Here is a 21961-nt window from a genome sequence, read left to right as displayed (position 1 = left end):
GGTCATTGGATACAGGGCCGCAGCGCAGGTTGCAATCAGGGATGGCTGCGACACGCCGGAGCCGGCCGTCAGGCCGCAGCCGTCGCCGTTCGCTGTGCGCCGCGGCCGGGCTGCGCCAGCTCCTGCGCCGCCACGGCGGCCAGCGCATCACGCAGCAGGTCCGGCGAGAACGGCTTGTGCAGCAGCCGGCAGCCGGTCGCCACCGCCTCGCGGATGCGCTCGGGCGCGGTGTCGCCGGTCAGGATGATGCCCGGCACCGGATGCCCGGCCGCTTCGCCGACGCGAGTCACCACCTGTACGCCGGTCATCGGCCCCGGCAGGCGAAAGTCGGTGACGATCACGTCCGGCACCCGTGGGGAGGTCCGCACGCGCTCCAGCGCCACGAAGCCATCCGCCGCGGTCATCACCCGGTGTCCCCAGCCCTCCAGCAGCAGTTGCACGCCCGAGCGCTGCACCGGATCGTCCTCGACCACCAGGATCAGGCGCTCGGCCGGCGTTGCGTGCTCCGGCCCGGCGGCGGGAGTGGACTCGGCCGTGGGCTCGGACGCCGCCACCGGCACCATGATGGCGAACACCGACCCATGCCCTTGCCTCGGTCCGTGCCCTGGCCGGGAGCGCACGTCCACCGCGTGCCCGAGCAGCGCCGCCTTGCGGCGCACCTTGGCAAGCCCGAGGCCGAGGCCCCGGGAACGGTCGCGCTCCGGGTTGCCGAGCTGGACGAAGTCCTCGAAGATGCTATCCAAATGCTCGGCCGCGATGCCCGGCCCGGTGTCCCACACCTCGATGCGCAGCCATTGACCGCGTGGCCGACAGCCGATGAGGATGCCGCCCTCGCGGGTGTAGGCAACGGCGTTTCCGACCAGATCGCGCAGCATGCGGGTCAGCAGAACCGGGTCGCTGCGCACCGCGCAGCCGCAGCTGTGCACCCGCAGATCCAGCCCCTTGGCGGCGGCGGCCGGCCGGAACTCGGACGCCACGTCCTCCAGCACGTTGGCGATGGAGACGGCGCCGATGTTCGGCCGGACCACGCCGGCGTCCAGAGTCGCCACCTCCAGCAGCGCGTGCAGCAACGTCTCGCCGCTCTCCAGCGCCTCGCCCATCTTGTCGGCGATGGCCTTCTCGCGCGGGTCCTTCAGGCGCTCGCTCAGCAGGTGGTGAAACAGGCGCAACGCCTGGAAGGGTTGCCGCAGATCGTGGTTGGCGGCAGACAGGAAGCGCGCCTTGGCCTGATGCGCCCGCTCCTTCTCGGCCAGCGCGGCGACGAGCTTCTGGTTGAGCGACCGCAGGTCGGTGGTGCGTTCCTCGACGCGCTGCTCCAGACGGGTGTTGGCCTCGGCCAGGGCGCGCATCGCCGATTCCTCGCGGCGCAGGCTGCCCCAGCCCAGCCCGGCGAGGCCGAGCAGCGCCAGCAGGCTGGCCCCGGCAACCAAGGCGCCGCGCTCCAGGCGCGCGTGCCAGGACGCCAGCACGGCGTCGCGCGGTACGGCAACGGCGGCCAGCACCGGCAGCGCGCCCACGCGGTTCCAGGCCAGGATGTGTTCGCGGATGCGCTCGCCTTCGGCGACCGGCCAGGACTCCGTCACCTGCGCCGGGTTGCCGTCCGCCGTCCGCAGGGCGCCCAGGGCCGGCGCGCCGCGCCCGGCGAGGATGGCCCCATCAGGACGGTACAGCCCAGCGCGCCGTTGCGGCCCGTCGAGCGCGTTCAGCACGGCCGACAGCGCCGCCGCCGGCAAGGCCACTAGCACGGCACCCTCACGGGCGCCATCCGGCCCGCGGATGCGGCGGCCGAGCACCAGCGCGTCGACACCGTCCACGCTGCCGGCGCCGGCCAGCAGGCCACTGCCGTCGTCCGCCCGGTCGAGAGAGCCCTCCGGCGTCCCGTCCAGCGCGATGGACGGGCCGAACACGCCGTGTCCGTCCGAATCCACGATGGCCAGCGTGCCGGGCGGGGCCGCCAGTGCCTCATTGAGCGCCCGGCCGGCCAGCGCCCCCATGCCGCGGCCTTGCAGCCGGTCGGCGACGCGCTCCAACAGTTCGACGCGCGGCTCCAGCATCGAGCGGGCATGGCCCTCCAGCAGCGTGGCCGTCGCGCGGGTGTCCCACACCGCGCGCCCGAGCGTGTCCACGTAGTCGAGCGCCGTGACGGCGCACCACGACAGGCCACCCAGCACGCTCACCGAGAGCACGATGCCGAGGAGGACCGCCCGTGGGTCGAGCGACAAATAGCTGCGGAAGGGTTTCCGGGACATGGCGTCATGGGGTGAAAGGCTGCCCGGCCGTGTTCGGGCGGGGCTGCCGGGCGGGGTTCGGGAACCGGCCTCGGCCGGGCCGGGGCGGATTCCGTACGGGTTGACAGGGTCGTCACAAGTCACCGGGCGGCGACGTGGGCGGCACCCCGTTGGAAAAATCTCACCAGCTCATGACATTCACGCCACCTTGATCGCCAGGGGAGGCCGTCCCGAAGGCCTGGGCGTTCGTCGAGAAAAGCCCTTAACCAATCCATCGGGACGCGCAATCATCTTGTATTTGGTTTTTATTTTCTTACCAAAATCATAGCACGCGAGCCAGGCGGCGGCGACCTGCCTTGACGACTATGACGATTCTCATAAAGGCAGAGGCTTGGCCGTGGATTGGTAAACGGCGGCGGGCGGCGGATCATCGCAGCGCTTGGCGTGTTCCCTGTTGGCTCGCCCGTATCCCGTCCCCCGCCGAGGTCGATTCAGTGAAGAAGTCCACCGCTCCGCAAATCCTGCGCCGTTCCCGCGTCCGTGAAGGCATGCCCTACCCGTTGGGTGCCACGTGGGACGGGCTGGGCGTCAACTTCGCGCTGTTCTCAGCCAACGCCACCAGGGTGGAGCTGTGCCTGTTCGACCGCGAGGGCCGGCGCGAGCTGGAGCGCATCGAGTTGCCGGAATACACCGACGAAGTTTGGCACGGCTATGTGCCGGACGCCCGCCCCGGCACCGTCTACGGCTACCGCGTACACGGCCCCTACGAGCCGCGCGCCGGGCACCGCTTCAACCCCAACAAGCTGCTGATCGACCCCTACGCCAAGCATCTGGTGGGGCCGCTGCGCTGGTCGGACGCGCATTTCGGCTACCGCATCGGCTCGGCCCGCAACGATTTGTCCTTCGACCGCCGCGATTCGGCGCCGGGCATGCCGAAGTGCGTGGTCGTCGATCCCGCCTTCACCTGGGGCAAGGACCGCGCGCCGACCGTTCCATGGGACAACACCATCCTCTACGAGGCGCACGTGCGCGGCTACACCATGCGGCACCCCGCCGTGCCGCCGCAGCACCGCGGCACCTTCGCCGGCATGGCCCACCAGGACGTGGTGGACACCATCTGCGCGCTGGGCGTCACCGCGGTGGAACTGCTGCCAGTGCACGCCTTCGTCGATGACCGCACGTTGCTGGAAAAGGGGCTGCGCAACTACTGGGGATACAACTCCATCGGGTTCTTCGCGCCGGATCCGCGTTACTTGGCGAGCGGTGCCATCTACGAGTTCAAGGAGATGGTCGCCCGCTTTCACGAGGCGGGGATCGAGGTCATTCTCGACGTGGTTTACAACCACACCGCAGAAGGCAACGAGATGGGTCCGACCCTCTCGTTCAAGGGGATAGACAACGCGTCCTATTACCGGCTGGCGCCGGACCCGCGTTACTACATCAACGACACCGGGACCGGGAACACGCTGAACCTCAGCCACCCGCGCGTCTTGCAGATGGTCAACGACAGCTTGCGTTACTGGGTCACCGAAATGCACGTGGACGGGTTCCGCTTCGATCTGGCGACCATCCTCGGGCGCGAGCCGCACGGCTTCGACGAGGGCGGCGGCTTCCTTGACAGCTGCCGGCAGGACCCGGTGCTGAGCCGCGTCAAGCTGATCGCCGAGCCTTGGGATTGCGGCCCCGGCGGCTATCAGGTGGGCGGCTTCCCGCCGGGCTGGGCGGAATGGAACGACAAGTACCGCGACACCGTGCGCGCCTACTGGAAAGGCGACGAGGGCAAACTGCCGGAACTGGCGGCCCGCGTCACCGCGTCAGGCGACCTGTTCAACCGGCGCGGGCGCAAGCCGTGGGCCTCGGTCAACTTCATCACCGCGCACGACGGCTTCACGCTGCGCGACCTCGTCTCCTACAACGACAAGCACAACGAGGCGAACGGCGAGGGCAACAACGACGGCCACTCCAACAATTTGTCCTGGAACCACGGCGTCGAGGGGCCGACCGACGACCCGGAGATCAAGCAGCTGCGCCTGCGCCAGATGCGCAACCTGCTGGCAACCCTGCTGTTCTCGCAGGGCACGCCGATGATCCTGGCCGGCGACGAGTTCGGCCGCACCCAGCACGGTAACAACAACGCCTATTGCCAGGACAACGACATCTCCTGGATCGACTGGGAGGGCATCGACGACGAGGGGCACGAGCTAATGGACTTCGTGCGCCGCCTGACCGCCTTGCGGCAGAGCCATCCGCTGCTGCGCCGCCAGCGCTTCCTGACCGGCGCCTTCAACCCGGAGTTGGAGGTCAAGGACGCCACCTGGGTGACGCCGGCCGGCATCGAGAAGACCACCGAGCAGTGGCAGGACCCGCTGGCGCGCTGCCTGGGCCTGCTGCTCGATGGGCGGGCGCAGGCGACGGGGATCAAGCGGCAGGCCGCCGACGCCACTCTGCTGCTGATCGTCAACGCCTACCACGACGTGGTGCCTTTCACCCTGCCCGAGGTGGTCGGCGGCAGCCAGTGGCTGAAGCTGCTCGACACAGGCGAACCGGACAGCGTCGATGTCTCCACCGCGCGCAACGGCGACGAGGTTCCAGTCACCGGCCGCTCGCTTCTGCTGTTCGAACTGATGCCCGACCGCCGGTCCGACACGTCGCTGCGGGCCGCGGCGAAAGCCCTGCGCAACGCCGACCGGCCGGTGTCGGCGAGGACCGGTGAGCCGGTGAAATAGTGGGCGCAGGTGTCGGTTGGCGCGGCGCCTCTGCGGCATCGTGCCGCATCTCGTTTAATAGAATTTTACATAAATGAAATCAGCATATCACGCGAATGCAGTATGACCCCGTCATGGGCAAGACAGATTACCTGCGCTTCTTGGTAGCGACGCAAAGTGACCCCAATCTGAAGGCGGACCTGAACCGCACCTCGGGGGCGTTGCACACGCTCGAAGACCTTGTGGATTTCGCCGGGCGGCACGGCTTCCGGTTCGACGCCGCCGACATCCCGCTGCGCCGCTCCCCTCCACGCTGACGCGCGGCCACCGCCACACCGCAACCGTGGAGCCTACGGGGAGACGGTGCGAGTCTGGCCGGAAATCGTCAGGCTGATGGTGTCGCCTTTCGTGGCGATGTCCTTTTCAGCATCGCGCGGGATCGGAATGCGCTGCTTGCGGCAAAAATACAGCAGGACCGCCATGGTCTTGCTGGCGGTGAAGGCCACCTCGCGATTCTTCGACGTCCCGCTCTGCTGCACCAACAGCGTCACCGCACCCCCAGGCTTCGGGCTTACCGACGTGATGGCTCCCGGCGGCAGGTCCCCCTGATTGGGGACCTTGGCGTACCACTCGAAAGCCTTTTTCAGCGCGGTGTTGGTAAAAACAAGCTCACGGGTCTCTAAGATCATTCCATCGCCAGGCTATGCCGCTCGGCTGCCCAGTTCCGGGTTGAGACGGAACGTGATCGCACGCCCCAGTTTGGACTCGCGCAAAAGGATCTGCTTGGTCTCCAGCAGCTTGATCGCGCGGTTCACATTCGGGCGTTGCATGCCCAGCGCATCGGCGAGTTCGGACTGCAAAACCGGGATGGATTGATCGAAATGGAGCCGGCGGCTGAGGTAAGTGAAGACACGAAGCGCTTCCAAGGTGATCTCACGGTCGGTGGAAACAGCCTTGGAGATGAATTCATGATGCTGCATGGCCGCCTCGGTGCGCAAGGGAATTGGCGACGCGTTGCCTTGGCGCGCGGGAACGGAGCCGCGTTGGATGGCCTCCGCGCCAGTGGCGGACAGTGCCAAACCGGCGCGCGCCGCAATGCCCCTTGAAATCTCCGTCTGCCCCTGGCTCGCACCCATGACCTTCTCCCTACAGCTTCCGGAACCCCCCTGGATTTCCGGTGGAGGCAACTGTAGGAACGGATTGTTATCCGGATATGTCGTGTGGGTTTCGTCCTTGAAACAACCCGAGCGGTGTTATGGCTGGCCGTTGATATCCGCCGCGAAGTCGCGTTCGTTGATCAGGCGGCTCACCTCCGCCTCCTCGCGGGCGAGCTGCGCCTCCAGCTCGGGGCTGTTGCGGCGGCCAGACCAGAACGAGTCCTGGTAGAACGTGTCGTACCAGTTCTGCAACGTGTTCACGCCGACATCCATCACCACGCCCCCGAGGATGGAGGCCGTAACGATCAGCACGGCAAACGATGGCTCCATGACGGTCTCCCGACGCGCGTGTGACGATGCGAGGCCCCGCGGCTTTGGCATGTCCGGATTTTGCCTGAGACACCACCAATGAGCAAAGCAATCATTTCCAGGGTGCGCAAGCTCTGCCTTAACGGCCTTTGCATGCGTCCGGATGATCTGCGACAGTGGTCCTCGGGCTGCCCGCCGGGGGCTCCCGACGCTCATGGACCTGACGATTGCCGCAATGGCTAAGCGCCCGACGGAACTGATCTACGACGTTGCGGACGTACCGTCGCTGCCCGTGATTCTGCTGCTGTCGCTACAGCATCTGGCGTTGATCGCCATCTATCTGGTCATCGCCGTGACCGTGGCGCGCATGGCCGGCCTGAACAGCGAAGCGGGCAGCCGGCTGCTCAGCCTGACCATGATCGCCGGCGCCATCGGCGCCATCCTTCAGGCGGTCGACCGGCGCGGCATCGGCTCGGGCTTCCTGGTGCCCACCACCACCACGACGATCCTGCTGCCGCCGGCCACCGCGGCCGTCGCGAGGGGCGGCATCGAGCTGCTGTTCGGCATGACCATCGTCACCGGCCTGATCGTCGTCGTGCTGTCGCGGACCATTCACCGCCTGCGCCCGCTGTTCCCCGCGGAGATCGCGGGGTTCGTGGTCTTCTTCGTCGGCCTGTCGGTCATGGTGCTGGCGGAGCGCAGTTTCCTCGGCGTCGGGGTGGATATCGCCCACCGCGGCGGCCACCTTGCCGTCGCCGCCGTGGCGCTCGCCGCCATCGTCGGCATCAGCGTCTGGGGCGGGCAACGGCTTCGGCTGTTCTGCACGCTGATCGGCATGGCGGTCGGCTATCTGGCGGCGGCGCCCTTCGACCAGTTCGCGCCAACCGCGATGGACAGCGTCCGTGCGGCACCGCTGTTCGCGCTGCCGTCGCTCGGGGCCTTCGGCGTCGCGTTCGATGCCGACCTGCTGCTGCCCTTCGCCATCGCCGCGCTGGCCATGTCGCTCAACACCGTGGGCGCGGTGACCGCGGCGCAACGCGCCAACGATGCGGAGTGGAAGCGGCCCGACTTGCCGAACATCGGGCGCGGCATCCTGGCCGACGGGTTGACCAACATCGTTGCCGGCCTCATCGGCGGAGTCGGGCAGTCTTCCACCTCGGGCGCGGTCGGCCTGTCGGTGGCGACCGGCGCCACCTGCCGGGTGATCGGGTTCGGCATCGGCGCCCTGCTGTTCGTGCTGGCGCTGTCGCCCAAGCTGGCCACCCTGCTCCTCATCATGCCGCAACCGGTGATCGGGGCGGCGCTGCTGTTCAGCGGCTGCTTCCTGGTGGTGAACGGCATCCAGGTGATGGCCTCGCGCCTGCTCGACCAGCGCAAGGTGTTCGTGCTGGGCATCTCGCTCACCTTCGGTCTGGCGCGCCTGTACGACCCGGAATATTTCGAAGGCGTTCCGACGTGGCTTGCGCCCTGGGTCAGCTCGCCGATGGCGGTGGCGGTCACGCTCGCGGTGCTGTTGAACGCGCTGTTCCGCATCGGTATTCACCGGCGCAGCCGCTTCACCATCGACGGAACGGCGCTGGATGCCGAGCAGCTCAGCGCGTTCATGACGGAGCAGGGCCAGCTCTGGGGGGCCGGTCCGGAGGTCGTCTACCGGGCGAGTTTCGGGACGCACGAGATCGTCGAGGCGCTGGTGTCGCACGACATGGTGCGGGCGCAGGACGATGGGACGCAGCCGATCAGCATCCAGACGAAGTTCGACGAGTTCAGCTTCGAGGTGACCGTCAGCTACGCCGGCGACCTGCTGGTCCCCAGCGACGTCAAGCCCAGCGCTGAGGAAGTCATGGAATCGGAAGACGGCGCACGCCGGCTGGCCAGCTTCATGATCAGCCGTGTCGCCGACCACATCAAAGCGGACCTGCGCGGCCAGCGCAGCATCATCAGCATGCGGTTCAACGCATGATTTCCGGGCCTGATCTCCGGTTCCCGTCAAGCTGAAGGCGCTTGATGCCGTCCATCAAGCGCCTTCGGATCGAACCCGACAGTTCCCGTCAGAACGTCTCGTAGGCCAGTTCCGCGTTCGTCGCGATGACCAGCCCGACTTCCCGCTGCCCGAACAGTTCAAACAGCAGCGGCGTGGTGAAGGTGTCCAGCAGCGTCGAACTGATCAGCCCGCCGAAAATGGCGACGGCCACCGGGTGCAGGATTTCCGTCCCCGCCCGATCGGAGACGAACAGCAGCGGGATCAGGGCCAGCCCCGCGGCCAGCGCGGTCATCAGCACCGGCGTCAACCGCTCGGCACACCCCCGCAGGATCAGCTCCCGTCCCATCGGCATGCCTTCGTGCAGATGAAGGTTGATGAAGTGGCTGACCTTCAGAAGGCTGTTGCGCACGGCGACGCCGGTCACCGCGATGAACCCGATCAGCGCCGCCAGACTGAGATCCTGCCCGGTGATCCACAGCGCGGCGATGCTGCCCGCGACGGCCAGAGGAATGTTGCCCATGACGATCATGCACAGCTTCCAGGAGCGGAAGCGCTGGTGCAGCACAAGGAAGATCAGCGCGATGGAGAGCGGCGTCAGGATTGACATCATCGCCCGCCCCGATTCGCCCTCGCGGAAGCTGCCCTCCAGGCTGGTCCGATAGCCGACGGGAAGCGGGGTCGACGCGATGATCTCGCGCATCTCGGCGACGATCTTGGCCGTGTCCGACCCGTCGGTGTTCGCCATGACCGCGATCCGCCGCACGGCGTCCTCGCGCAGGATGAGGCTTGGGCCATTCGTGACGGCGACCGTCGCGAACGACGAGATCGGCACCGATCCCGATGGCGTGCCGATCCGCAACAGCCCCAACTGCTCCGGCGCGCGGTCCTCGTCGTTGAGCCGCATCACCACGTCGTAGCGCCGCCCGTTGTCGATGATCTGCGAAACCGTCCGGCCGCCGGAAAAACTCTCCAGCGCCTGCGTGATCGCCGCCGGGGTGATGCCGAACAGCTCGGCGCGGTCGTAATCGACGGTGACGCGCAGCTGCGGCGTGTATTGCTGCTGCTCGATGAGGAGGTCCACCAGACCGGAAACGCGCCCGAACCGCTCGCGGAACCGCTCCGCCAGGGTGCGCAGGGTTCCCAGATCCTGACCGTAGATCTTCAGGATGATGGCGCCCTTCACCCCGTTGTCCTCGGACTGCATGCGCTCGGTCAGGAACTGGGTCACCGACAGGTCGGCGGAGAAGATCGCCAGCCGGCGGCGGATGTCCGCCATCACCTCCTGCCGGGTGCGCCCCTGGTCCAGCACGACCTTGATCGGCATTTCGTTGTCGTTGACCGGGTCGCCGTCGGCATCCTGCTCGTAACGCCCGGCACGGCGTGACATAGCCTTCACCTCGGGCACCTGCATGATGATCTGCTCGGCCATGTGGCCGATCCGGTAGGATTCGGCCAGCGAGGTTCCCGGACTCAGCAGAAGGGTCACATAGACGTTGCCCTCGTTGAAATCCGGCAGGAACGAGCGCGGCAGCAGCGGCACCGACGCGGCCGCGATCACGACGGCGGTGCCGACGCCGATCAGCACCGGGCGCGCATGGCCCAGCACCCACAGCAGCGCGCGTTGGTTCACGCGCTTCAGCCAGAGCACGAACCACCCCTCATGGGAGTGCTCCAGCCCGCGCATCCGCGGAAACAGGTAGGACGCCAGCACCGGAGTCACCGTGACCGACACCACCAGACTGGCGAAGATCGAGACGATGTAGGCCATCGCCAGCGGCCCGAACATGCGGCCGGGCTGGCCCGGCATGGCGAACAGGGGAATGAACACCAAGAGGATGATCGCAGTGGCGTAGACGATGCCCGACCGGACCTCCTGCGAGGCCCGCGCGATCACGGTGATGACCGGTTCCGGCTTCGGGCGCTTCCGGTTCTCGCCCAGGCGGCGCAGGATGTTCTCGACGTCGACGACGGAATCATCGACCAGTTCGCCAAGCGCGATCGCGATACCGCCCAGCGTCATCGTGTTCAGGGTCGCGCCCATCAGATGGAACGCCACGACGCTGACCACCAGCGAGATCGGGATGGCCAGCAGCGAAATCGCGGTCGACCGCACGTTCGCCAGGAACAGCATGAGGACGACGGCGACGATGATCACGCCGTCGCGCAGGATCTCGCCGACGTTGGAGATCGCCTCGTTGATCATGTCGGCTTGGCTGTACGAAATCTGGCCGAGCTTGACCCCCGGCGGCGCCGTGGCCTGCATGTCGTTCAGCAACTGCCGGATGCCCGCATCGACCTGCACCGTGTTCGCCGTCGTGTGCTTGACGATGGAGATGTTCACCGAAGGAACGCCGTTGAACGCGCCGTCGCCGCGCTTGACCCGCGGGGTGAACTGCACGTCGCCGATCTGCCCCAGCAGCACCGGCGTGCCGTCGCGGTAGGCGACGACCAGCTTGCGCATATCCTCCAGCTTGCTGGATTTTCCGATGTTGCGGATCGGGTATTCCTTGCCCCGCGCCTCGGCGAAGCCGCCGCTGCTGTTCGTGCCGAACGCGGTCAGCGTCTGCTCGACCTGCTGAAGGGAGATGCCCAGATCGTTCATCGCCACCGGATCGGGCGTGAAGCGGAACGTCTTCACTTCGCCGCCGATGAGGAAGGCCTGGGCGACCCCCTCCAGCGCCAGCAGGCGCGGGCGCAGCACCCACTCGACGTATTCGCGCAGCGCCATCGCGTCCGCCCCGCCGGTCACGCCCATGTGCATGATCAGCCCGGTCGCCGCCGACATCGGCGCCAACTGCGGCAACAGCCCGGCCGGCAGCCGGTCGCGCACCTGCGTCAGCCGCTCCATCACCAATTGCCGGTTCCGGTAGGGGTCGGTCCCCCAAGCGAACACCGCCATGACCCGCGAGAAGGCGGCGCTGGATGTGCTGCGGACGCGCGTCACCCCGGCAATGCCGCTGAGCGCCGCCTCGATGGGCTGGGTGACCAGCTGTTCCACCTCCTCGGCCGCCAGACTGCCCGATTCGGTGACGACGTTGACCGCGGGTTGCCGCAGCTCCGGCAGCAAATCGATCGGCACGCCCCGAGCGACGAACATCCCCCAGCCGATCAGGATGAGCGAGGCGACGAGAACGAAGACGCGCTGACGGAGGCTGAAGGCGACGATCGCCTGGAACATCGCAAGGCCTCAGCGTGTGATTGTGCGAAGCGGCAGCAGCCGGGGCGCCGGCAAACGTGTCCGTTGAACGGTGATCATTCAGGCGACCCTCACCAGCGGCGGCGGCGGGTCGGCCCGGTGCCCGCGGCGCGCACGGCGCATCAGCAGCACCGTGGCCACCGACCCGATCATGCCCGAAACGAGGGCGATGGACAGAAGACGGCCAAAGCTTCCATTGGTGCTGCGGACCGCGGCGACGGGTGCTGCCTCGTAGACCAGCGTCGCCTTCTGCTCTCCGGTGCCATCGGCGGACTCGACCGACACCGTGAAGACATCCTGAAGGAGGCCGGTGGTGCGTTTGTACGGCGCCACGAACAGGCCGGACGACGCCTTGGTGAACTCCAGGGGCGAACGGCTGCCGGTCCGGGTGACGGTGATCGCGGCATCCTCGGCCGGCGCGTTGTCCTCGATGCGGTCGACGAAGGCGTAGAGCTGGTCGTCGCTCGACACCAGCACGACGTTCAGCTCGCCGATCTGCACCGTCACGCGCGGCGCACGGCTGGACGCCCCGTCATCCTTGTCCTCGGCGCGGGCCGCGGGCGTCTGGGTGGCCAGGACGCCGATCAGCGCAAGCGCCGCGATCACCGGACGGAACCGGTCCATGGTACGTCCGAACTGGTGCATCGTTCGCATGATCACCCTACTGCAACTGCGCCATGAGACTGACGCCGCGAACGACAATGCGCGCGCCTTCGTTCAACCCGCTCAGGACCAATACGGTCTGGGCGTCGATGTCCTGGGTCTGGACCGCGTGCGACACGAACGTCTCCGCGTCGGTCTGCTCCCACACCTGCTGGACGCCGTCGGACCCGACGGAAATCGCGGCGCGGCGCACCGGCAGACCGCGCTGCGAGGTGTGTTCGCTCTGCAAAAGGACCGCCGCCGGGCGGCCCACCCGCAAGCCCTTGGGCGGATTCTCGATGCGGAACAGCATCGGCGTCGATTGCTGGCGCACCGCGGGACCGCTGCCGACATACGTCACGGTCAGGTTCTGCCCTTCCGGGGTCCGGGCGCTGGCCAGCGTGCCGGGGGTTGCCTCGACGGCGATCATCGGATCCGGCACCGTGGCTTCGACCCAGAGCAGTTTCGGATTCACGATGTCGAACACCATCTCGCCCGGCTGGGTCACGCGCCCGGCGACCGCCGAAGACGCGGCGATCACGCCGTCGATGGGGGCGCGGAGGTATTCCTGCGTCTTCAGCATGGGCAGAAGCGCCTCGCGCTCCTGACGCAGGCCGGCGAGCCTTGCCTCCATCTGGATGATCTTCCCGTCGCGGAACGGCACGAAACTGAATTGTTTCGTGATTTCAAGACCTTCCGCCGTGACTCTAATCTCGTGTGTCAAGCGGGCGATCTCGCGCCGGACGTTGCTGCGGTCCACCACACCGACGACCGGCACCACGGCGCCCAGGACCTGCCCTTTGCGGACCACGTCCCCCAGCACCGGCATGCCGGTTTCCGGCGGTTCGAATCGGCCCAGCAACCCTGCCTCGACCCGTCCATGCGCCTTCGGGTCCGGTACGATCCGGCCGTTCAGTTTGTTCACGGACCGCACCTCGGTGGTCGCGACTCGCTCCGTGCGCACCTCGAACATGCGCTGCAAGGGCTTCGGCACGAAGTACGAGCCATCGGCGTTGCGCGAGGAACGGTCGTAAAGGAGGTTGGCCAGCAGGCCGGGGTCCATCGGCTGAAGCGTGGCGGACGGCGGAACGGCGGACTGGGGCGCGGTGGCCTGAAGATCGGTGGACGGGGGATCGTCCGATTGCTTCGGCGACTCCGCGACCGGGGCTTCCGGTGGCGAGACGGCTTCCGTGACGGCGGCCGAACTGGCAACGGGGCTGGGAAGCGGGCCGGAGACCGGCCCGGACATTCCCCCGGTGATCGGGGGCGCGAGCGGCCAAAGCTCGGCACCCAGGTCGGCGAACTCCGTCCGCGCGAGCGGCGTGCGGTTGATCCCCATCATGTAGGCCGTCTCGTAGAGCGCCTGCCCCACCCCGGAATACACGGACGCGACGCTATCGGTCGCGGACCACAGCCACCCCACGGTTCCATTGTAGACGTAACTGGCGGCCGCTCCAGCGGAGCCGAGGATGCTGGCGGCTCCCTCATCCGGTGGTATCGATGCCTCAGGGGAAACCGGGCTGGGGGCCGCCTTCGCCGCCGGCTCGCCCGCGCGTGAAGCGGCGGTCGGTGCGACGGCCGCCATCAGTGACAACACGACGGCGGCCCGAACCGAACCCCTGGCACGATCGCGGGTCAAGGTGCGCGCTGGCATCGAATCGGAACCCCTCGGATTTCCCCCAGAAGAAATCATGACCAAGCAACAACCCTATGTTCAAGCCTAAGCCGCAGGCACAAGCCGATGTCACACGCCGCACCGGCGGGCTCGGCCCGCACGGTGCGGCTCCCCGTCAGTTGATCAGCTGCGGATCGAGATCGGCCGCGTAATCCTTGCGCAACGGCGCGCGGTCGACCGCCTTCTGGATCATCTCCTGCGCTTCCTTCACCTTGCCCTGCTGCTTGAGGACCATGCCGAGCCGGTAGTAGGCATCGGCGTACATCGGGTCCACCTGGATCGCCTTCTGGAACTTCGACACCGCCGCGTCCGCCTGCCCTTGCCGGGTCAGCGCCACGCCCCACTGCGTGTAGGCATGCGGCGTGCGAATCTTGTTCTTGGCGTCGAGCTTGAGCACCTCGTTGAACTTGCCGATGGCCTGATCGTACTGCTTCTTTTCCAGCAGCGCGTTGCCGGTGTTGTAGACGGCCAGGACGAAATCGGGCTTCAGCTGCAACGCTTCATTGAAGCGCTCGATCGCCGCATCCGGCTTCCCCTGCTGGACCAGGATCAGCCCATAGAGATTGTATGCCCAATGCAGATCCTCCTTGGGAAGGTGGATCAGGCAATAGCGCACCTCGTGCATCGCGGCGCTGAAGTCCTTGGAATTCTGATCCTTCGTCGTTTCATAGACGTAGGAGGCAACGATGTACGGATCGATGAACCGCACGATGTTGATCGCCATCTCGTGCACGATCTGCTCGGGATCCTTGCCGGTGACGACCTCGTTGAACACCTTCTTCTTCTTGTGGGCGGAGCCACGCACGGACAGCTTCAGATCGCCGCCCTGCCGCACCATGTCGCCGGTGAAGTTGTAATCGACCAGCCCGATGAGTTCCTGAACGGCGCGGATCGGCTCGCCGAACTTGAAGTAATCGCCGAGCGCATTGACCGCCGATTCGTCGTCGGGAAGGACGAACTCCCGAAGCTCCTTGACCGTCCGCGCCTTCTGGTCGATGACGCGCACCTCGTTGGCGAGGCGGGAAGCGACGACCCTCGCGGAATACCCGTCGGATACGACCGCGTTCGGAACCGAGACGTCGTGGAAGACCACGGCACTGGTGTCGAAGAAGACCGCGTAGCCGAACAGCATCGACGCGATCATCACCGGAAACGAGAGCAAACCGAAATCCATGTGCCCCTCCCGTCCCGGGGTACCGATGCCGGTCCCGGGACAGCGTTCGTTAGGTTAGCGCTTGCCGGCCGCAAGCATGGCGGTGACACGATTGCTCAGCAGCGTGGCGGCTTGGTCCGCAGCGATCCGCGCGCCCACATCCTCCATCCACGGCTTGGCGGCCTCGGCGGACGGGCCCTCCAGCAGCGACACGCGCTCCAGGGCGCCGGACAGGTCGCCAGCTTCGAGCATCATCCCGGCGCGCGTCAGCAGCTCCGCGGCCTTGCTCTCCACGACCGTTTCGGACGCCGGCAGGCGCAGGACATTCGCCACGCCGGTCACCCACCCCCACATGGTTTCGCCGATGCCGTTGCTGCCCGTGCCCAACTCCGCGTTGAGAACGGTCGGCACGAGAACGGCGAACCGGCCGTTCAGCTCGTTGCGCGTCGGGATGCCCACCGCGGCGCGGCCGGCGATGCGGTCGAGCGCCTTCGCGGTGTCCGCGTCGGCCACCCCCGCCAACCGGACCAGCGCCAGTTCGTTGACGAAGGGAGCGGAGTCCGCCAACGCCCCGCGGAGCTGCCGCGCCGCCAGGATGCCGACCACCTGCGAACTGCCCGTCACCTGGGCGACGGACGCCTCCAGCGCGGCAACGCGGTCGCTGAGCTTGCCGCCGGTGGTGGTGCCGAGCGTGATCTCCAGGGCACCGATGCGGTTCAGCAAATCGCCCGGCGCGCCCCCGCGCTGCTCACCCCACCACAGCGCGCCGGCACCCGCCAGGGTGCCCACGGCGAGAACCGTCAGCACGGTCGCGACGGCGGTCAGCCCGCGGCCCGACGACCGAACCGGCGGTGCGTCGGACGGCCCATGCATGTAAGCGTGCGCCAGCGCGGCCACGGGGGGCGCCACTGGAGGCGCCTCGGGGGGCGGGGCGGCCGGCTCCGGCGCGGCGGCGGATGCCGTGGACGCGGCATCGCCCCGGCGCAGTTGCTCGAGCGACTCCGCCTGCTCCAGCTGGCGCGCGGTGTCGTCACCGCCGGGAATGTTTTCGCGCAACGACGGGCGCTTCCTGATCGTCATGCCTTGACCCTCCTGATGATGGCAGTCAGCGCCTGAATCTCATCATGCGCGCTCGTGCGCGGCGCATACGCGCCAATCCATTCGCCGGCGGTGAACGCATCGATGTGAGCCGAGCGCTGCCCGATGGCGGGCGCAACGGGCTCACCAAAATCGTGCAGCACCGCCTCGATCTCCTTGCCGGCGGCCGTGCGCCGGTCCACCCGCGAGGGGACCAGCAGACAGCCGGGCTTTCCATTACCGCGGACCGTGCGGGCCTGCCGCAACAGGTCGATGGCCTTGGACGTCGCCCGGATGTCGGCGCCACTGGGGGTCACCGGAACGACCAGAAGGTCGGCCGCGACCAGCGCCAGGACGATGGAGGTTCCGAGGTGCGGAGGCAGGTCGATCACGACGAACTCGTGCCGTGCCGCCAACCCGTTGACGGCCTCCAGCCACGCCCCGTCGCCATTCGCCTGACCGGCTTCGGGATCGAGCGGCATCGCCTCGACCGACACCGGCAGCCGCCCTCTGGCGCCCCATTCCATCGCCGTTCCCTGGGAATCGGCATCCACGAGGACGGCCTGCCGCTTCGCGCCGCCGCCAAGCGCACTGGCAAGGTTCACGGCAAGCGTGCTCTTGCCGGTTCCGCCCTTCAGATTCCCGATCGCAATAATTCTTCCTGCCATGGTCGGGAACGGTACAGCAGAGTGGTCGAATAAGAAAGATGAATGGCATATGTTGCCGTAGGTTGTCATCCAGACTCCCACTCTCCCAGTCATTGCCGCACAACGAAGGTCATACGCCTTCATGTATGCAAGCGAATGATTGGAAGGCAGGCACCTTCCCCGAAACGGCACTGGCGCACCAAATGCGGGCGTAGGCTCTCGCTTTTCCCTTTCTCCTTGATTTCACACCACGACTGCCCGGAAAAATAAGGCGGGGGATAATTGCCGCTCCGGAGAATTTCTGATGACCGATCCCAAGATCGATCCCGCGCCGAAAGCGGCCGAGGCCGAGACACCTGTCGCGGACGCGGATGAACGCTCGGCGCCCGTCCGGGCGGCGCCGCGGATCGACGCTCCGCCCCTGCACGCACCATCACCGGCAACGGCACCGGTTCCGGTGGAGCGCCCGCCCGTGAGCCGTGCCCGTGGCGGCGGGATGGCGACCTTCGCCGCTCTGATCGCCCTGGCGGCGGCCGGGGTGTCGATCGCCGGGCCGAGCCTGCGCCCCTACCTCGCGGAGCAACTCACGGCGCGCTACGGCGAGCACGAGTTGATCGGCATCCTGACGGGAACCGCCGCGCCGAAGCCGAAAAACGCCGTTCAGCTCGATCTCGCCGCCTTCGACCGTCGAGTGGAGGCGCTCGCTCAGGCGCTTGGCGGCGCGCCGGGCGGAACCGCCGTGGACGCAGCCACATTGGCCACGCTGACCAAGGCGCTCGGCCAACCGCTGCCGGACCAGGGCCCGTCGCCGGAAGCCCGGAAACTGGCGGATCTGGAAGCGCGGGTCGCCGCGCTGACCAGCCGACTCGATGAACGGCTCGCGGCCCTCGAACAGAGTATCGGCGAGGCCGCCGCAGCGGCCAAGAGCGTCGGCGGGGAATTGGGAGCGCGTTTGTCGGCCGCTGAGCAGGCGCTTGCCGCGGCGCAGGCCCAAGGTGCCGGCGACCTCGCGGCGTTGGCGGAACGCCTCACCGCGGTGGACCGGCTCGTCGCGGGCGTCGACGAGCGTTCAGTGAGCCTTGCGGCCAGGAGCGCAAGCGCACCGCTGCTGGCGCTCGTCACCCGCATCCGGTTCGCCCTGGAGATGTCGGAACCCTTCGCCGAGGAGGTGAGCGCACTGTCCGCCCTTGCCGGCGACGATCCCGAGGCCCGTGCCGCGCTCGATTCGCTGAACGGCGTGGCCGCCCAGGGTGTGGCGAACCTTCCCCGTCTCCAGCGCCAGCTGGCCCCTCTGCTCGCCCGCATCGTCGAGTCGGAGAGGGCGGCCGGATCGTCCTGGTACACGCGCGCGACATCGCTGTTCTTCTGGTCGGCAGCGACGCCCAGCCGTGCCGACATGCTCAGCGAGCGCGTCGACGCCATCGCCCGCGACATGCGCGGCGGCCAACTGTCCAGCGCGCTTTGGAAGCTGCGGGCGCTCGAAGCCCCGCTCGGCGAGGGCGTGCAGGCGTGGATCGCCGAGGCCAACAGCCGGCTGGCAGCCGATCAGGCCCTGCGCACGCTGACCGGCGTGGCGTTCCGCCGCGCCAAGGGCTAGCGCCGTGATCCGAGCCGTCCGAAAGCGGGCGGCTCGGAGCCTCGCTCAATAGGTGGCGTCGGCCGATAGCTGGTGGCGCAACTGGGTGGGGGTGCGCACGCCGGGCACCGGCTGCGTCGCATACCACCAGTTGCCGATCATCGCGCCGCCCACCGCGCCGACGATGGTCGAGAACGCTCCGTCGGCGAGCGCGCTCACCCCGACGCCGCCCGCGATCATGCCGATGCCGACCACAAGCGCCTGGGCCGGCGGCATGCCGAAGATCGTGGCGGAGGCCGCCGGAGGAGCGGGCGCGGGCGCAGGCACCGTCTGGGCTCGGGCGGTCAGGGGAGCGACGGCCAGGAAAGCGGCCAGCACCATCAGGAGCAGCGTGCGCATCAACAATCCTCCGGGCGGGGTGAAAGCGCGGGCATCATAACACCACTGCCGCGAAACCGCCACCCGGCCTACCCGCCAATGCCGGTTGCCGGCGACGGATACACCGGGAACAGGCCGGCGAGGAAGGCGCCGATGGTGCAGCCGGCACCGAAGTAGGTGATGATCCCGCCAATCGCCGCGCCGACCGGGATCAAACCGGAAGCCGCCGGTCCCACCGTCAGCGCCCCCGACGCGACCGCGATGCCCGTCACGCCCAGGCCCACGAGGGTGCAGCCAAGCGCCTGACGCTGTGCCATTTCCGGGTTGGAGGAGGGCGCGGCAATCTCGGTCTCCATCAGGCGCGAAAAGCGGTTGCCGTCGGACGCCGAGGCCGCAACGGCGGATCCCGATGCCGCGCCCGCCAGCATGGCGGCGAGCAGAACCGCCGCCGCAAGGCGCTGTCCGCGCCCGAACTCCAGGGTGCCCATCGCCAAACTCCCGGCCGCAGAAATCACCCCGGATTCATTGTGACTCGCGGAGACTGCGACGAGGGTGCATCCGGCATCACTCCGTCCTTCCCGTGCGCCGGCACTTTGGACTAATCCGAATGAAAGGATGCTTGGCGTGCGCTCGGCAGTTGAGGCACAGTCGCTCCGGCTGCCCCGCCGCGCAACGGACACAATGGCCTCGCAATGATCCTCCCCGCTTTCCTCCGTCCAGTCCGGGATTCCGTGGCGGCGCCGCTGGCCGTGACAGCCGTTCTCATCCTGGCCGCCGCCGCCGCCGCCCAGACCTCGTCGCCGGGGGCCGTGCGGATGGAACCGCTGGACGGCGACTTCGTGACCGCCAGCCGCACCAACGTCCGTCAGCAGCCCTCGGCCCAGGCGCCGCGCGTCGGGCGGCTCGAGTCGGGTGCCAAGGTGCGGGTCACCGGCAAGGTGGCCGGGGAGCCGTGGTACGCCGTGGTCCAGGAGGACGGAAAGGCCGGCTTCGTCGCCGCCGAGCAACTGCGGAGCGTCGCCCCGCCGTCCCCAGCCACGGCGGCACCCGTGGCCGCGCCGGCCGACGCCGCGTTGCGCGAGCAGTTGACCAAGATCGAAACGGCTCTGGCCGACCTCAACCGGCAGATGCCGAACCTCAAGGAGCTGGAAGCCCTGTCCGGCACCGTGAAGGGGTTGGTGGAGCGCGAGCAGAAGCGGCAGGCCGAGGCGCCTTCGGAAGCCACGGTCCAGCCGAAGCCGGCACCGGCCGACTCGCTTCCCCTCTCCGACCGTCTGACCGCGTTGCAGGATCAGATCGCCGAACAGATGCGCGAACAGCGCGCCCAGTTCGGCCGGCTCGGCGAGCGGCTCGATTCCGTCGAGACCTCCGTGCAGCCGCTCGTCGATTGGGCGAAGCGCTGGACCAGCATGGCCGCCCCGGCCGCCGAAGAGGCACAGGGCTGGCTGTGGGCCACCTACACGGCGGTGCGCGACTGGCTGCTGGGGTGGACGCCCTGGGGAAAGCCGCCGGCGCCGCCCCAACCGAAATCGCCCGTCAAGGTGTAGTGGCTTTGGCGCAGCGGACACGCCGCTGTGCCAGATAGGCCTCGCGCGTTCCATCGTAGTCGCGCAACGTGATGTCCTTCGCCTCGGGATCGAACTGCCGGGTCGCGGCCACGTCGGCGACCACCTCGATGGCCTCGGCGATAAGGATGGTCTGAACGCTGGCGCCCGTGCCGACGACGGCACCGGTGAACGTCCACAACATCATGTTCATCAGCATCACGTCGGCCACGGCATCGCGGACGGTGCGCGGGCCGACCAGGGGCAGCACCACATAGCCGTATTCGCCGACGCCGGCCCGGCACAGGCTGAGGCCGACGTCGGTGTGCGTCGGCGCGTATCCCCACTGCGACGCGGTGTCGTAGTAGCCGAGGATGCCGGCCGTGCTGTTGATCCCGAAGCGCTGTACGGACCGCAGGGCGTTGCCGAACTCGCCCATGGCCACGCTGCTGACGGCGGTGAGCGGCTCGTTGACGAGGTTCGCCACCACGTTGCGCACGCCCCCGGCGGCCGGATCGGGCGGGGCGGCGGGCGCCGTTCCCCAGATCCAGGTGTTGGCGGTGTCGAGCCCGTCGTAGAAGCCCTGGTTGAAGCCGAACACCCAGCGGCTGTAGACATCCAGGATGCCACCCGACTCCGATGCCGCCTGCGGCATGGGCTCTTCGGCCTGCGCCCGCGCGGCGGCCGGCGTAAGGGCGAGCCACACCGCCGCGAGGGCGGCCGGCAGCGCTGACCGGGCTGGAGCCATCACAGGGTTACGAGCGCGGGGGAACGCGGCTCATGGCGGTTGCGGCATGCTCCGCGATGCGGTCGATGGCTTGGTTCGCGGCGAGCCGCGCCTGCGCCTGCCCGAGCCACGAGCGCGTCGCCGCGGCGGCGTCGCCGTCCAGCGTGCCCAAGTCCTCGACGGCGCCGCGCAAATCATGGTCCGCCAGGCGGGCCTGCGCGTGCTCGATGACGCTCCAGGTGGGGTCCGGCTTGCCATCGGCGCCGGTGGGGTGCGCGGGCTCCGGCGCCCAGCCGGTGAAGCTGACCAGCCAGTTCAGCATGGACGGACGTGGCCCGGTGCGCGCCACCGCCTCGGCCACATACGGGAATTCCAGCTGCAACTGCGATTCGAGGGGAATGCCCTCGACGGCGTAGGGCTCGATGGCGGCGAACAGCGGGTCGAGGTCAGCGTACTTGCCGCCGAGCGCCCGCACGAGCTTCAGTTCCGCCTCGAAGGGCACCGGGCGCCGCATGGCCGCGCGGATCTGCAGCAGCGCCATGACGCCGACCTGGGTCTCGATTGCGGTTTGGGCGGCCTTGATGCCGGCCACCTGCTCGTTCGCCTTGGCGATGGCACCGCCCAGGTCCGCCAGACGGCGGTCCAACTCGGCGAGGGATTGCCCATGCCGCCCGGTCTCGACCTCCTGCCGGGCCTGCCACTCGACGCCGGGGGGGCGCAGGTGGAGGGCCTTGTACACCGGCACCGACCAGTAGGGCGAGGTCAGCGCCAGAGCCAGCGCCGCCGATGCGATGACGAGCGCCCCACGGTGGCTCGCAGGCGCCGGATGGGCCGGCGGGGTATCCTCGTACATGTCCGTCGCGGCCGCCGGGCTCGTCTTGGCAGTGTTTTCCACGTCGGTCGTCATCGGTTTCCTCGGCAGGCGGTTCGTGTCTCGCGAATGCAATATACCCCAGACATCGCAAA

The 21961-nt window shown here is 68.2% G+C and carries 20 protein-coding genes; 6 read left to right on the top strand and 14 right to left on the bottom strand.

The genetic code is table 11. The features are described from left to right. Positions 1–68: 68 nt before the first annotated feature. Complete coding sequence (locus tag ACSVDD_RS23630; RefSeq protein ID WP_448191860.1) at positions 69–2249, bottom strand: hybrid sensor histidine kinase/response regulator; 2181 nt, start codon at positions 2247–2249, stop codon at positions 69–71. A 527-nt stretch (positions 2250–2776) separates the two neighbouring features. Between ACSVDD_RS23630 and glgX the strand changes: the two genes are divergently transcribed. Both glgX and ACSVDD_RS23620 read left to right on the top strand, forming a co-directional pair. Then, positions 2777–4954, top strand: a complete 2178-nt coding sequence (glgX, locus tag ACSVDD_RS23625; RefSeq protein WP_448191948.1) for a glycogen debranching protein GlgX — start codon at positions 2777–2779, stop codon at positions 4952–4954. Between the two features lie 113 nt (positions 4955–5067). Continuing rightward, positions 5068–5250, top strand: coding sequence for a Nif11-like leader peptide family natural product precursor (locus ACSVDD_RS23620; protein ID WP_448191859.1), 183 nt, complete (start codon positions 5068–5070; stop codon positions 5248–5250). A 33-nt stretch (positions 5251–5283) separates the two neighbouring features. Here ACSVDD_RS23620 and ACSVDD_RS23615 read toward each other — a convergent pair whose 3' ends face one another. From ACSVDD_RS23615 to ACSVDD_RS23605, 3 genes are all read right to left on the bottom strand, one after another. Next, positions 5284–5622 (bottom strand): hypothetical protein, encoded by a 339-nt coding sequence (locus tag ACSVDD_RS23615; protein WP_448191858.1) that lies wholly within the window; start codon positions 5620–5622, stop codon positions 5284–5286. Between the two features lie 12 nt (positions 5623–5634). Next, positions 5635–6069 carry a cyclic nucleotide-binding domain-containing protein gene (locus tag ACSVDD_RS23610; protein ID WP_448191857.1) on the bottom strand — a complete coding sequence of 145 codons (435 nt, stop codon included), beginning with the start codon at positions 6067–6069 and terminating at the stop codon, positions 5635–5637. Positions 6070–6186: 117 nt separating this feature from the next. Beyond that, a complete protein-coding gene (locus tag ACSVDD_RS23605; protein WP_448191856.1) occupies positions 6187–6420 on the bottom strand; it encodes a hypothetical protein in 234 nt (77 codons plus the stop codon). Between the two features lie 214 nt (positions 6421–6634). Between ACSVDD_RS23605 and ACSVDD_RS23600 the strand changes: the two genes are divergently transcribed. Then, positions 6635–8359, top strand: a complete 1725-nt coding sequence (locus ACSVDD_RS23600) for a uracil-xanthine permease family protein (RefSeq protein ID WP_448191855.1) — start codon at positions 6635–6637, stop codon at positions 8357–8359. Positions 8360–8447: 88 nt separating this feature from the next. Here ACSVDD_RS23600 and ACSVDD_RS23595 read toward each other — a convergent pair whose 3' ends face one another. The 3 genes from ACSVDD_RS23595 to ACSVDD_RS23585 form a co-directional block, all read right to left on the bottom strand. After that, the gene (locus tag ACSVDD_RS23595; protein WP_448191854.1) at positions 8448–11558 is read right to left on the bottom strand and encodes an efflux RND transporter permease subunit; all 3111 of its coding nucleotides are present in this window, start codon (positions 11556–11558) and stop codon (positions 8448–8450) included. Between the two features lie 78 nt (positions 11559–11636). Beyond that, complete coding sequence (locus ACSVDD_RS23590) at positions 11637–12200, bottom strand: hypothetical protein (RefSeq protein ID WP_448191853.1); 564 nt, start codon at positions 12198–12200, stop codon at positions 11637–11639. 37 nt (positions 12201–12237) lie between these two features. Then, entirely contained in the window at positions 12238–13560 is a 1323-nt protein-coding gene (locus ACSVDD_RS23585; protein WP_448191852.1) for an efflux RND transporter periplasmic adaptor subunit, read from the bottom strand. Positions 13561–13687: 127 nt separating this feature from the next. Here ACSVDD_RS23585 and ACSVDD_RS23580 point away from each other — a divergent pair, with 127 nt between their 5' ends. Then, the gene (locus tag ACSVDD_RS23580) at positions 13688–13942 is read left to right on the top strand and encodes a hypothetical protein (protein WP_448191851.1); all 255 of its coding nucleotides are present in this window, start codon (positions 13688–13690) and stop codon (positions 13940–13942) included. A gap of 66 nt (positions 13943–14008) precedes the next feature. Here ACSVDD_RS23580 and ACSVDD_RS23575 read toward each other — a convergent pair whose 3' ends face one another. Genes ACSVDD_RS23575 through ACSVDD_RS23565 form a run of 3 tightly spaced genes read right to left on the bottom strand, consistent with a single transcriptional unit; the run spans position 14009 to position 16860 of the window. Continuing rightward, positions 14009–15067 carry a tetratricopeptide repeat protein gene (locus ACSVDD_RS23575; RefSeq protein WP_448191850.1) on the bottom strand — a complete coding sequence of 353 codons (1059 nt, stop codon included), beginning with the start codon at positions 15065–15067 and terminating at the stop codon, positions 14009–14011. A gap of 54 nt (positions 15068–15121) precedes the next feature. Then, positions 15122–16126, bottom strand: a complete 1005-nt coding sequence (locus tag ACSVDD_RS23570; protein ID WP_448191849.1) for a COG4223 family protein — start codon at positions 16124–16126, stop codon at positions 15122–15124. Further along, complete coding sequence (locus tag ACSVDD_RS23565; protein WP_448191848.1) at positions 16123–16860, bottom strand: AAA family ATPase; 738 nt, start codon at positions 16858–16860, stop codon at positions 16123–16125. Before ACSVDD_RS23565 ends, ACSVDD_RS23570 begins: the two co-directional genes overlap by 4 nt. 214 nt (positions 16861–17074) lie before the next feature. Between ACSVDD_RS23565 and ACSVDD_RS23560 the strand changes: the two genes are divergently transcribed. Then, positions 17075–18367: a hypothetical protein gene (locus ACSVDD_RS23560; protein ID WP_448191847.1), complete on the top strand. Its 1293-nt coding sequence runs from the start codon at positions 17075–17077 to the stop codon at positions 18365–18367. A gap of 45 nt (positions 18368–18412) precedes the next feature. On the opposite strand, the gene ACSVDD_RS23555 is transcribed toward ACSVDD_RS23560, so the two are convergent. Beyond that, positions 18413–18745, bottom strand: a complete 333-nt coding sequence (locus ACSVDD_RS23555) for a hypothetical protein (RefSeq protein WP_448191846.1) — start codon at positions 18743–18745, stop codon at positions 18413–18415. A 68-nt stretch (positions 18746–18813) separates the two neighbouring features. Further along, positions 18814–19212, bottom strand: a complete 399-nt coding sequence (locus ACSVDD_RS23550) for a hypothetical protein (RefSeq protein WP_448191845.1) — start codon at positions 19210–19212, stop codon at positions 18814–18816. A gap of 261 nt (positions 19213–19473) precedes the next feature. Between ACSVDD_RS23550 and ACSVDD_RS23545 the strand changes: the two genes are divergently transcribed. Continuing rightward, complete coding sequence (locus tag ACSVDD_RS23545) at positions 19474–20271, top strand: SH3 domain-containing protein (RefSeq protein ID WP_448191844.1); 798 nt, start codon at positions 19474–19476, stop codon at positions 20269–20271. Here the strand turns inward: ACSVDD_RS23545 and ACSVDD_RS23540 are convergent. Both ACSVDD_RS23540 and ACSVDD_RS23535 read right to left on the bottom strand, forming a co-directional pair. Then, positions 20261–21016 carry an MlaA family lipoprotein gene (locus ACSVDD_RS23540; protein ID WP_448191843.1) on the bottom strand — a complete coding sequence of 252 codons (756 nt, stop codon included), beginning with the start codon at positions 21014–21016 and terminating at the stop codon, positions 20261–20263. The two genes, ACSVDD_RS23545 and ACSVDD_RS23540, sit on opposite strands and share 11 nt — an antisense overlap. 7 nt (positions 21017–21023) lie before the next feature. Next, positions 21024–21902 carry a COG4223 family protein gene (locus tag ACSVDD_RS23535; protein ID WP_448191842.1) on the bottom strand — a complete coding sequence of 293 codons (879 nt, stop codon included), beginning with the start codon at positions 21900–21902 and terminating at the stop codon, positions 21024–21026. Between the last annotated feature and the right edge of the window lie 59 nt (positions 21903–21961).

The sequence above is a fragment of the Azospirillum terrae genome (assembly GCF_053470425.1).
The sequence above is the reverse complement of the archived record's forward strand: the minus strand, read 5'-3'. Positions and strand labels throughout refer to the sequence as shown.

What these genes read in the sequence shown, in the direction of transcription:
- ACSVDD_RS23630 (WP_448191860.1), bottom strand. Translation starts at nt 2,249, where the DNA reads ATGTCCCGGAAACCCTTCCGCAGCTATTTGTCGCTCGACCCACGGGCG.
- glgX (WP_448191948.1), top strand. Translation starts at nt 2,777, where the DNA reads ATGCCCTACCCGTTGGGTGCCACGTGGGACGGGCTGGGCGTCAACTTC.
- ACSVDD_RS23620 (WP_448191859.1), top strand. Translation starts at nt 5,068, where the DNA reads ATGGGCAAGACAGATTACCTGCGCTTCTTGGTAGCGACGCAAAGTGAC.
- ACSVDD_RS23615 (WP_448191858.1), bottom strand. Translation starts at nt 5,622, where the DNA reads ATGATCTTAGAGACCCGTGAGCTTGTTTTTACCAACACCGCGCTGAAA.
- ACSVDD_RS23610 (WP_448191857.1), bottom strand. Translation starts at nt 6,069, where the DNA reads ATGGGTGCGAGCCAGGGGCAGACGGAGATTTCAAGGGGCATTGCGGCG.
- ACSVDD_RS23605 (WP_448191856.1), bottom strand. Translation starts at nt 6,420, where the DNA reads ATGGAGCCATCGTTTGCCGTGCTGATCGTTACGGCCTCCATCCTCGGG.
- ACSVDD_RS23600 (WP_448191855.1), top strand. Translation starts at nt 6,635, where the DNA reads ATGGCTAAGCGCCCGACGGAACTGATCTACGACGTTGCGGACGTACCG.
- ACSVDD_RS23595 (WP_448191854.1), bottom strand. Translation starts at nt 11,558, where the DNA reads ATGTTCCAGGCGATCGTCGCCTTCAGCCTCCGTCAGCGCGTCTTCGTT.
- ACSVDD_RS23590 (WP_448191853.1), bottom strand. Translation starts at nt 12,200, where the DNA reads ATGGACCGGTTCCGTCCGGTGATCGCGGCGCTTGCGCTGATCGGCGTC.
- ACSVDD_RS23585 (WP_448191852.1), bottom strand. Translation starts at nt 13,560, where the DNA reads ATGATGGGGATCAACCGCACGCCGCTCGCGCGGACGGAGTTCGCCGAC.
- ACSVDD_RS23580 (WP_448191851.1), top strand. Translation starts at nt 13,688, where the DNA reads ATGCTGGCGGCTCCCTCATCCGGTGGTATCGATGCCTCAGGGGAAACC.
- ACSVDD_RS23575 (WP_448191850.1), bottom strand. Translation starts at nt 15,067, where the DNA reads ATGGATTTCGGTTTGCTCTCGTTTCCGGTGATGATCGCGTCGATGCTG.
- ACSVDD_RS23570 (WP_448191849.1), bottom strand. Translation starts at nt 16,126, where the DNA reads ATGACGATCAGGAAGCGCCCGTCGTTGCGCGAAAACATTCCCGGCGGT.
- ACSVDD_RS23565 (WP_448191848.1), bottom strand. Translation starts at nt 16,860, where the DNA reads ATGACAACCTACGGCAACATATGCCATTCATCTTTCTTATTCGACCAC.
- ACSVDD_RS23560 (WP_448191847.1), top strand. Translation starts at nt 17,075, where the DNA reads ATGACCGATCCCAAGATCGATCCCGCGCCGAAAGCGGCCGAGGCCGAG.
- ACSVDD_RS23555 (WP_448191846.1), bottom strand. Translation starts at nt 18,745, where the DNA reads ATGCGCACGCTGCTCCTGATGGTGCTGGCCGCTTTCCTGGCCGTCGCT.
- ACSVDD_RS23550 (WP_448191845.1), bottom strand. Translation starts at nt 19,212, where the DNA reads ATGGGCACCCTGGAGTTCGGGCGCGGACAGCGCCTTGCGGCGGCGGTT.
- ACSVDD_RS23540 (WP_448191843.1), bottom strand. Translation starts at nt 21,016, where the DNA reads ATGGCTCCAGCCCGGTCAGCGCTGCCGGCCGCCCTCGCGGCGGTGTGG.
- ACSVDD_RS23535 (WP_448191842.1), bottom strand. Translation starts at nt 21,902, where the DNA reads ATGACGACCGACGTGGAAAACACTGCCAAGACGAGCCCGGCGGCCGCG.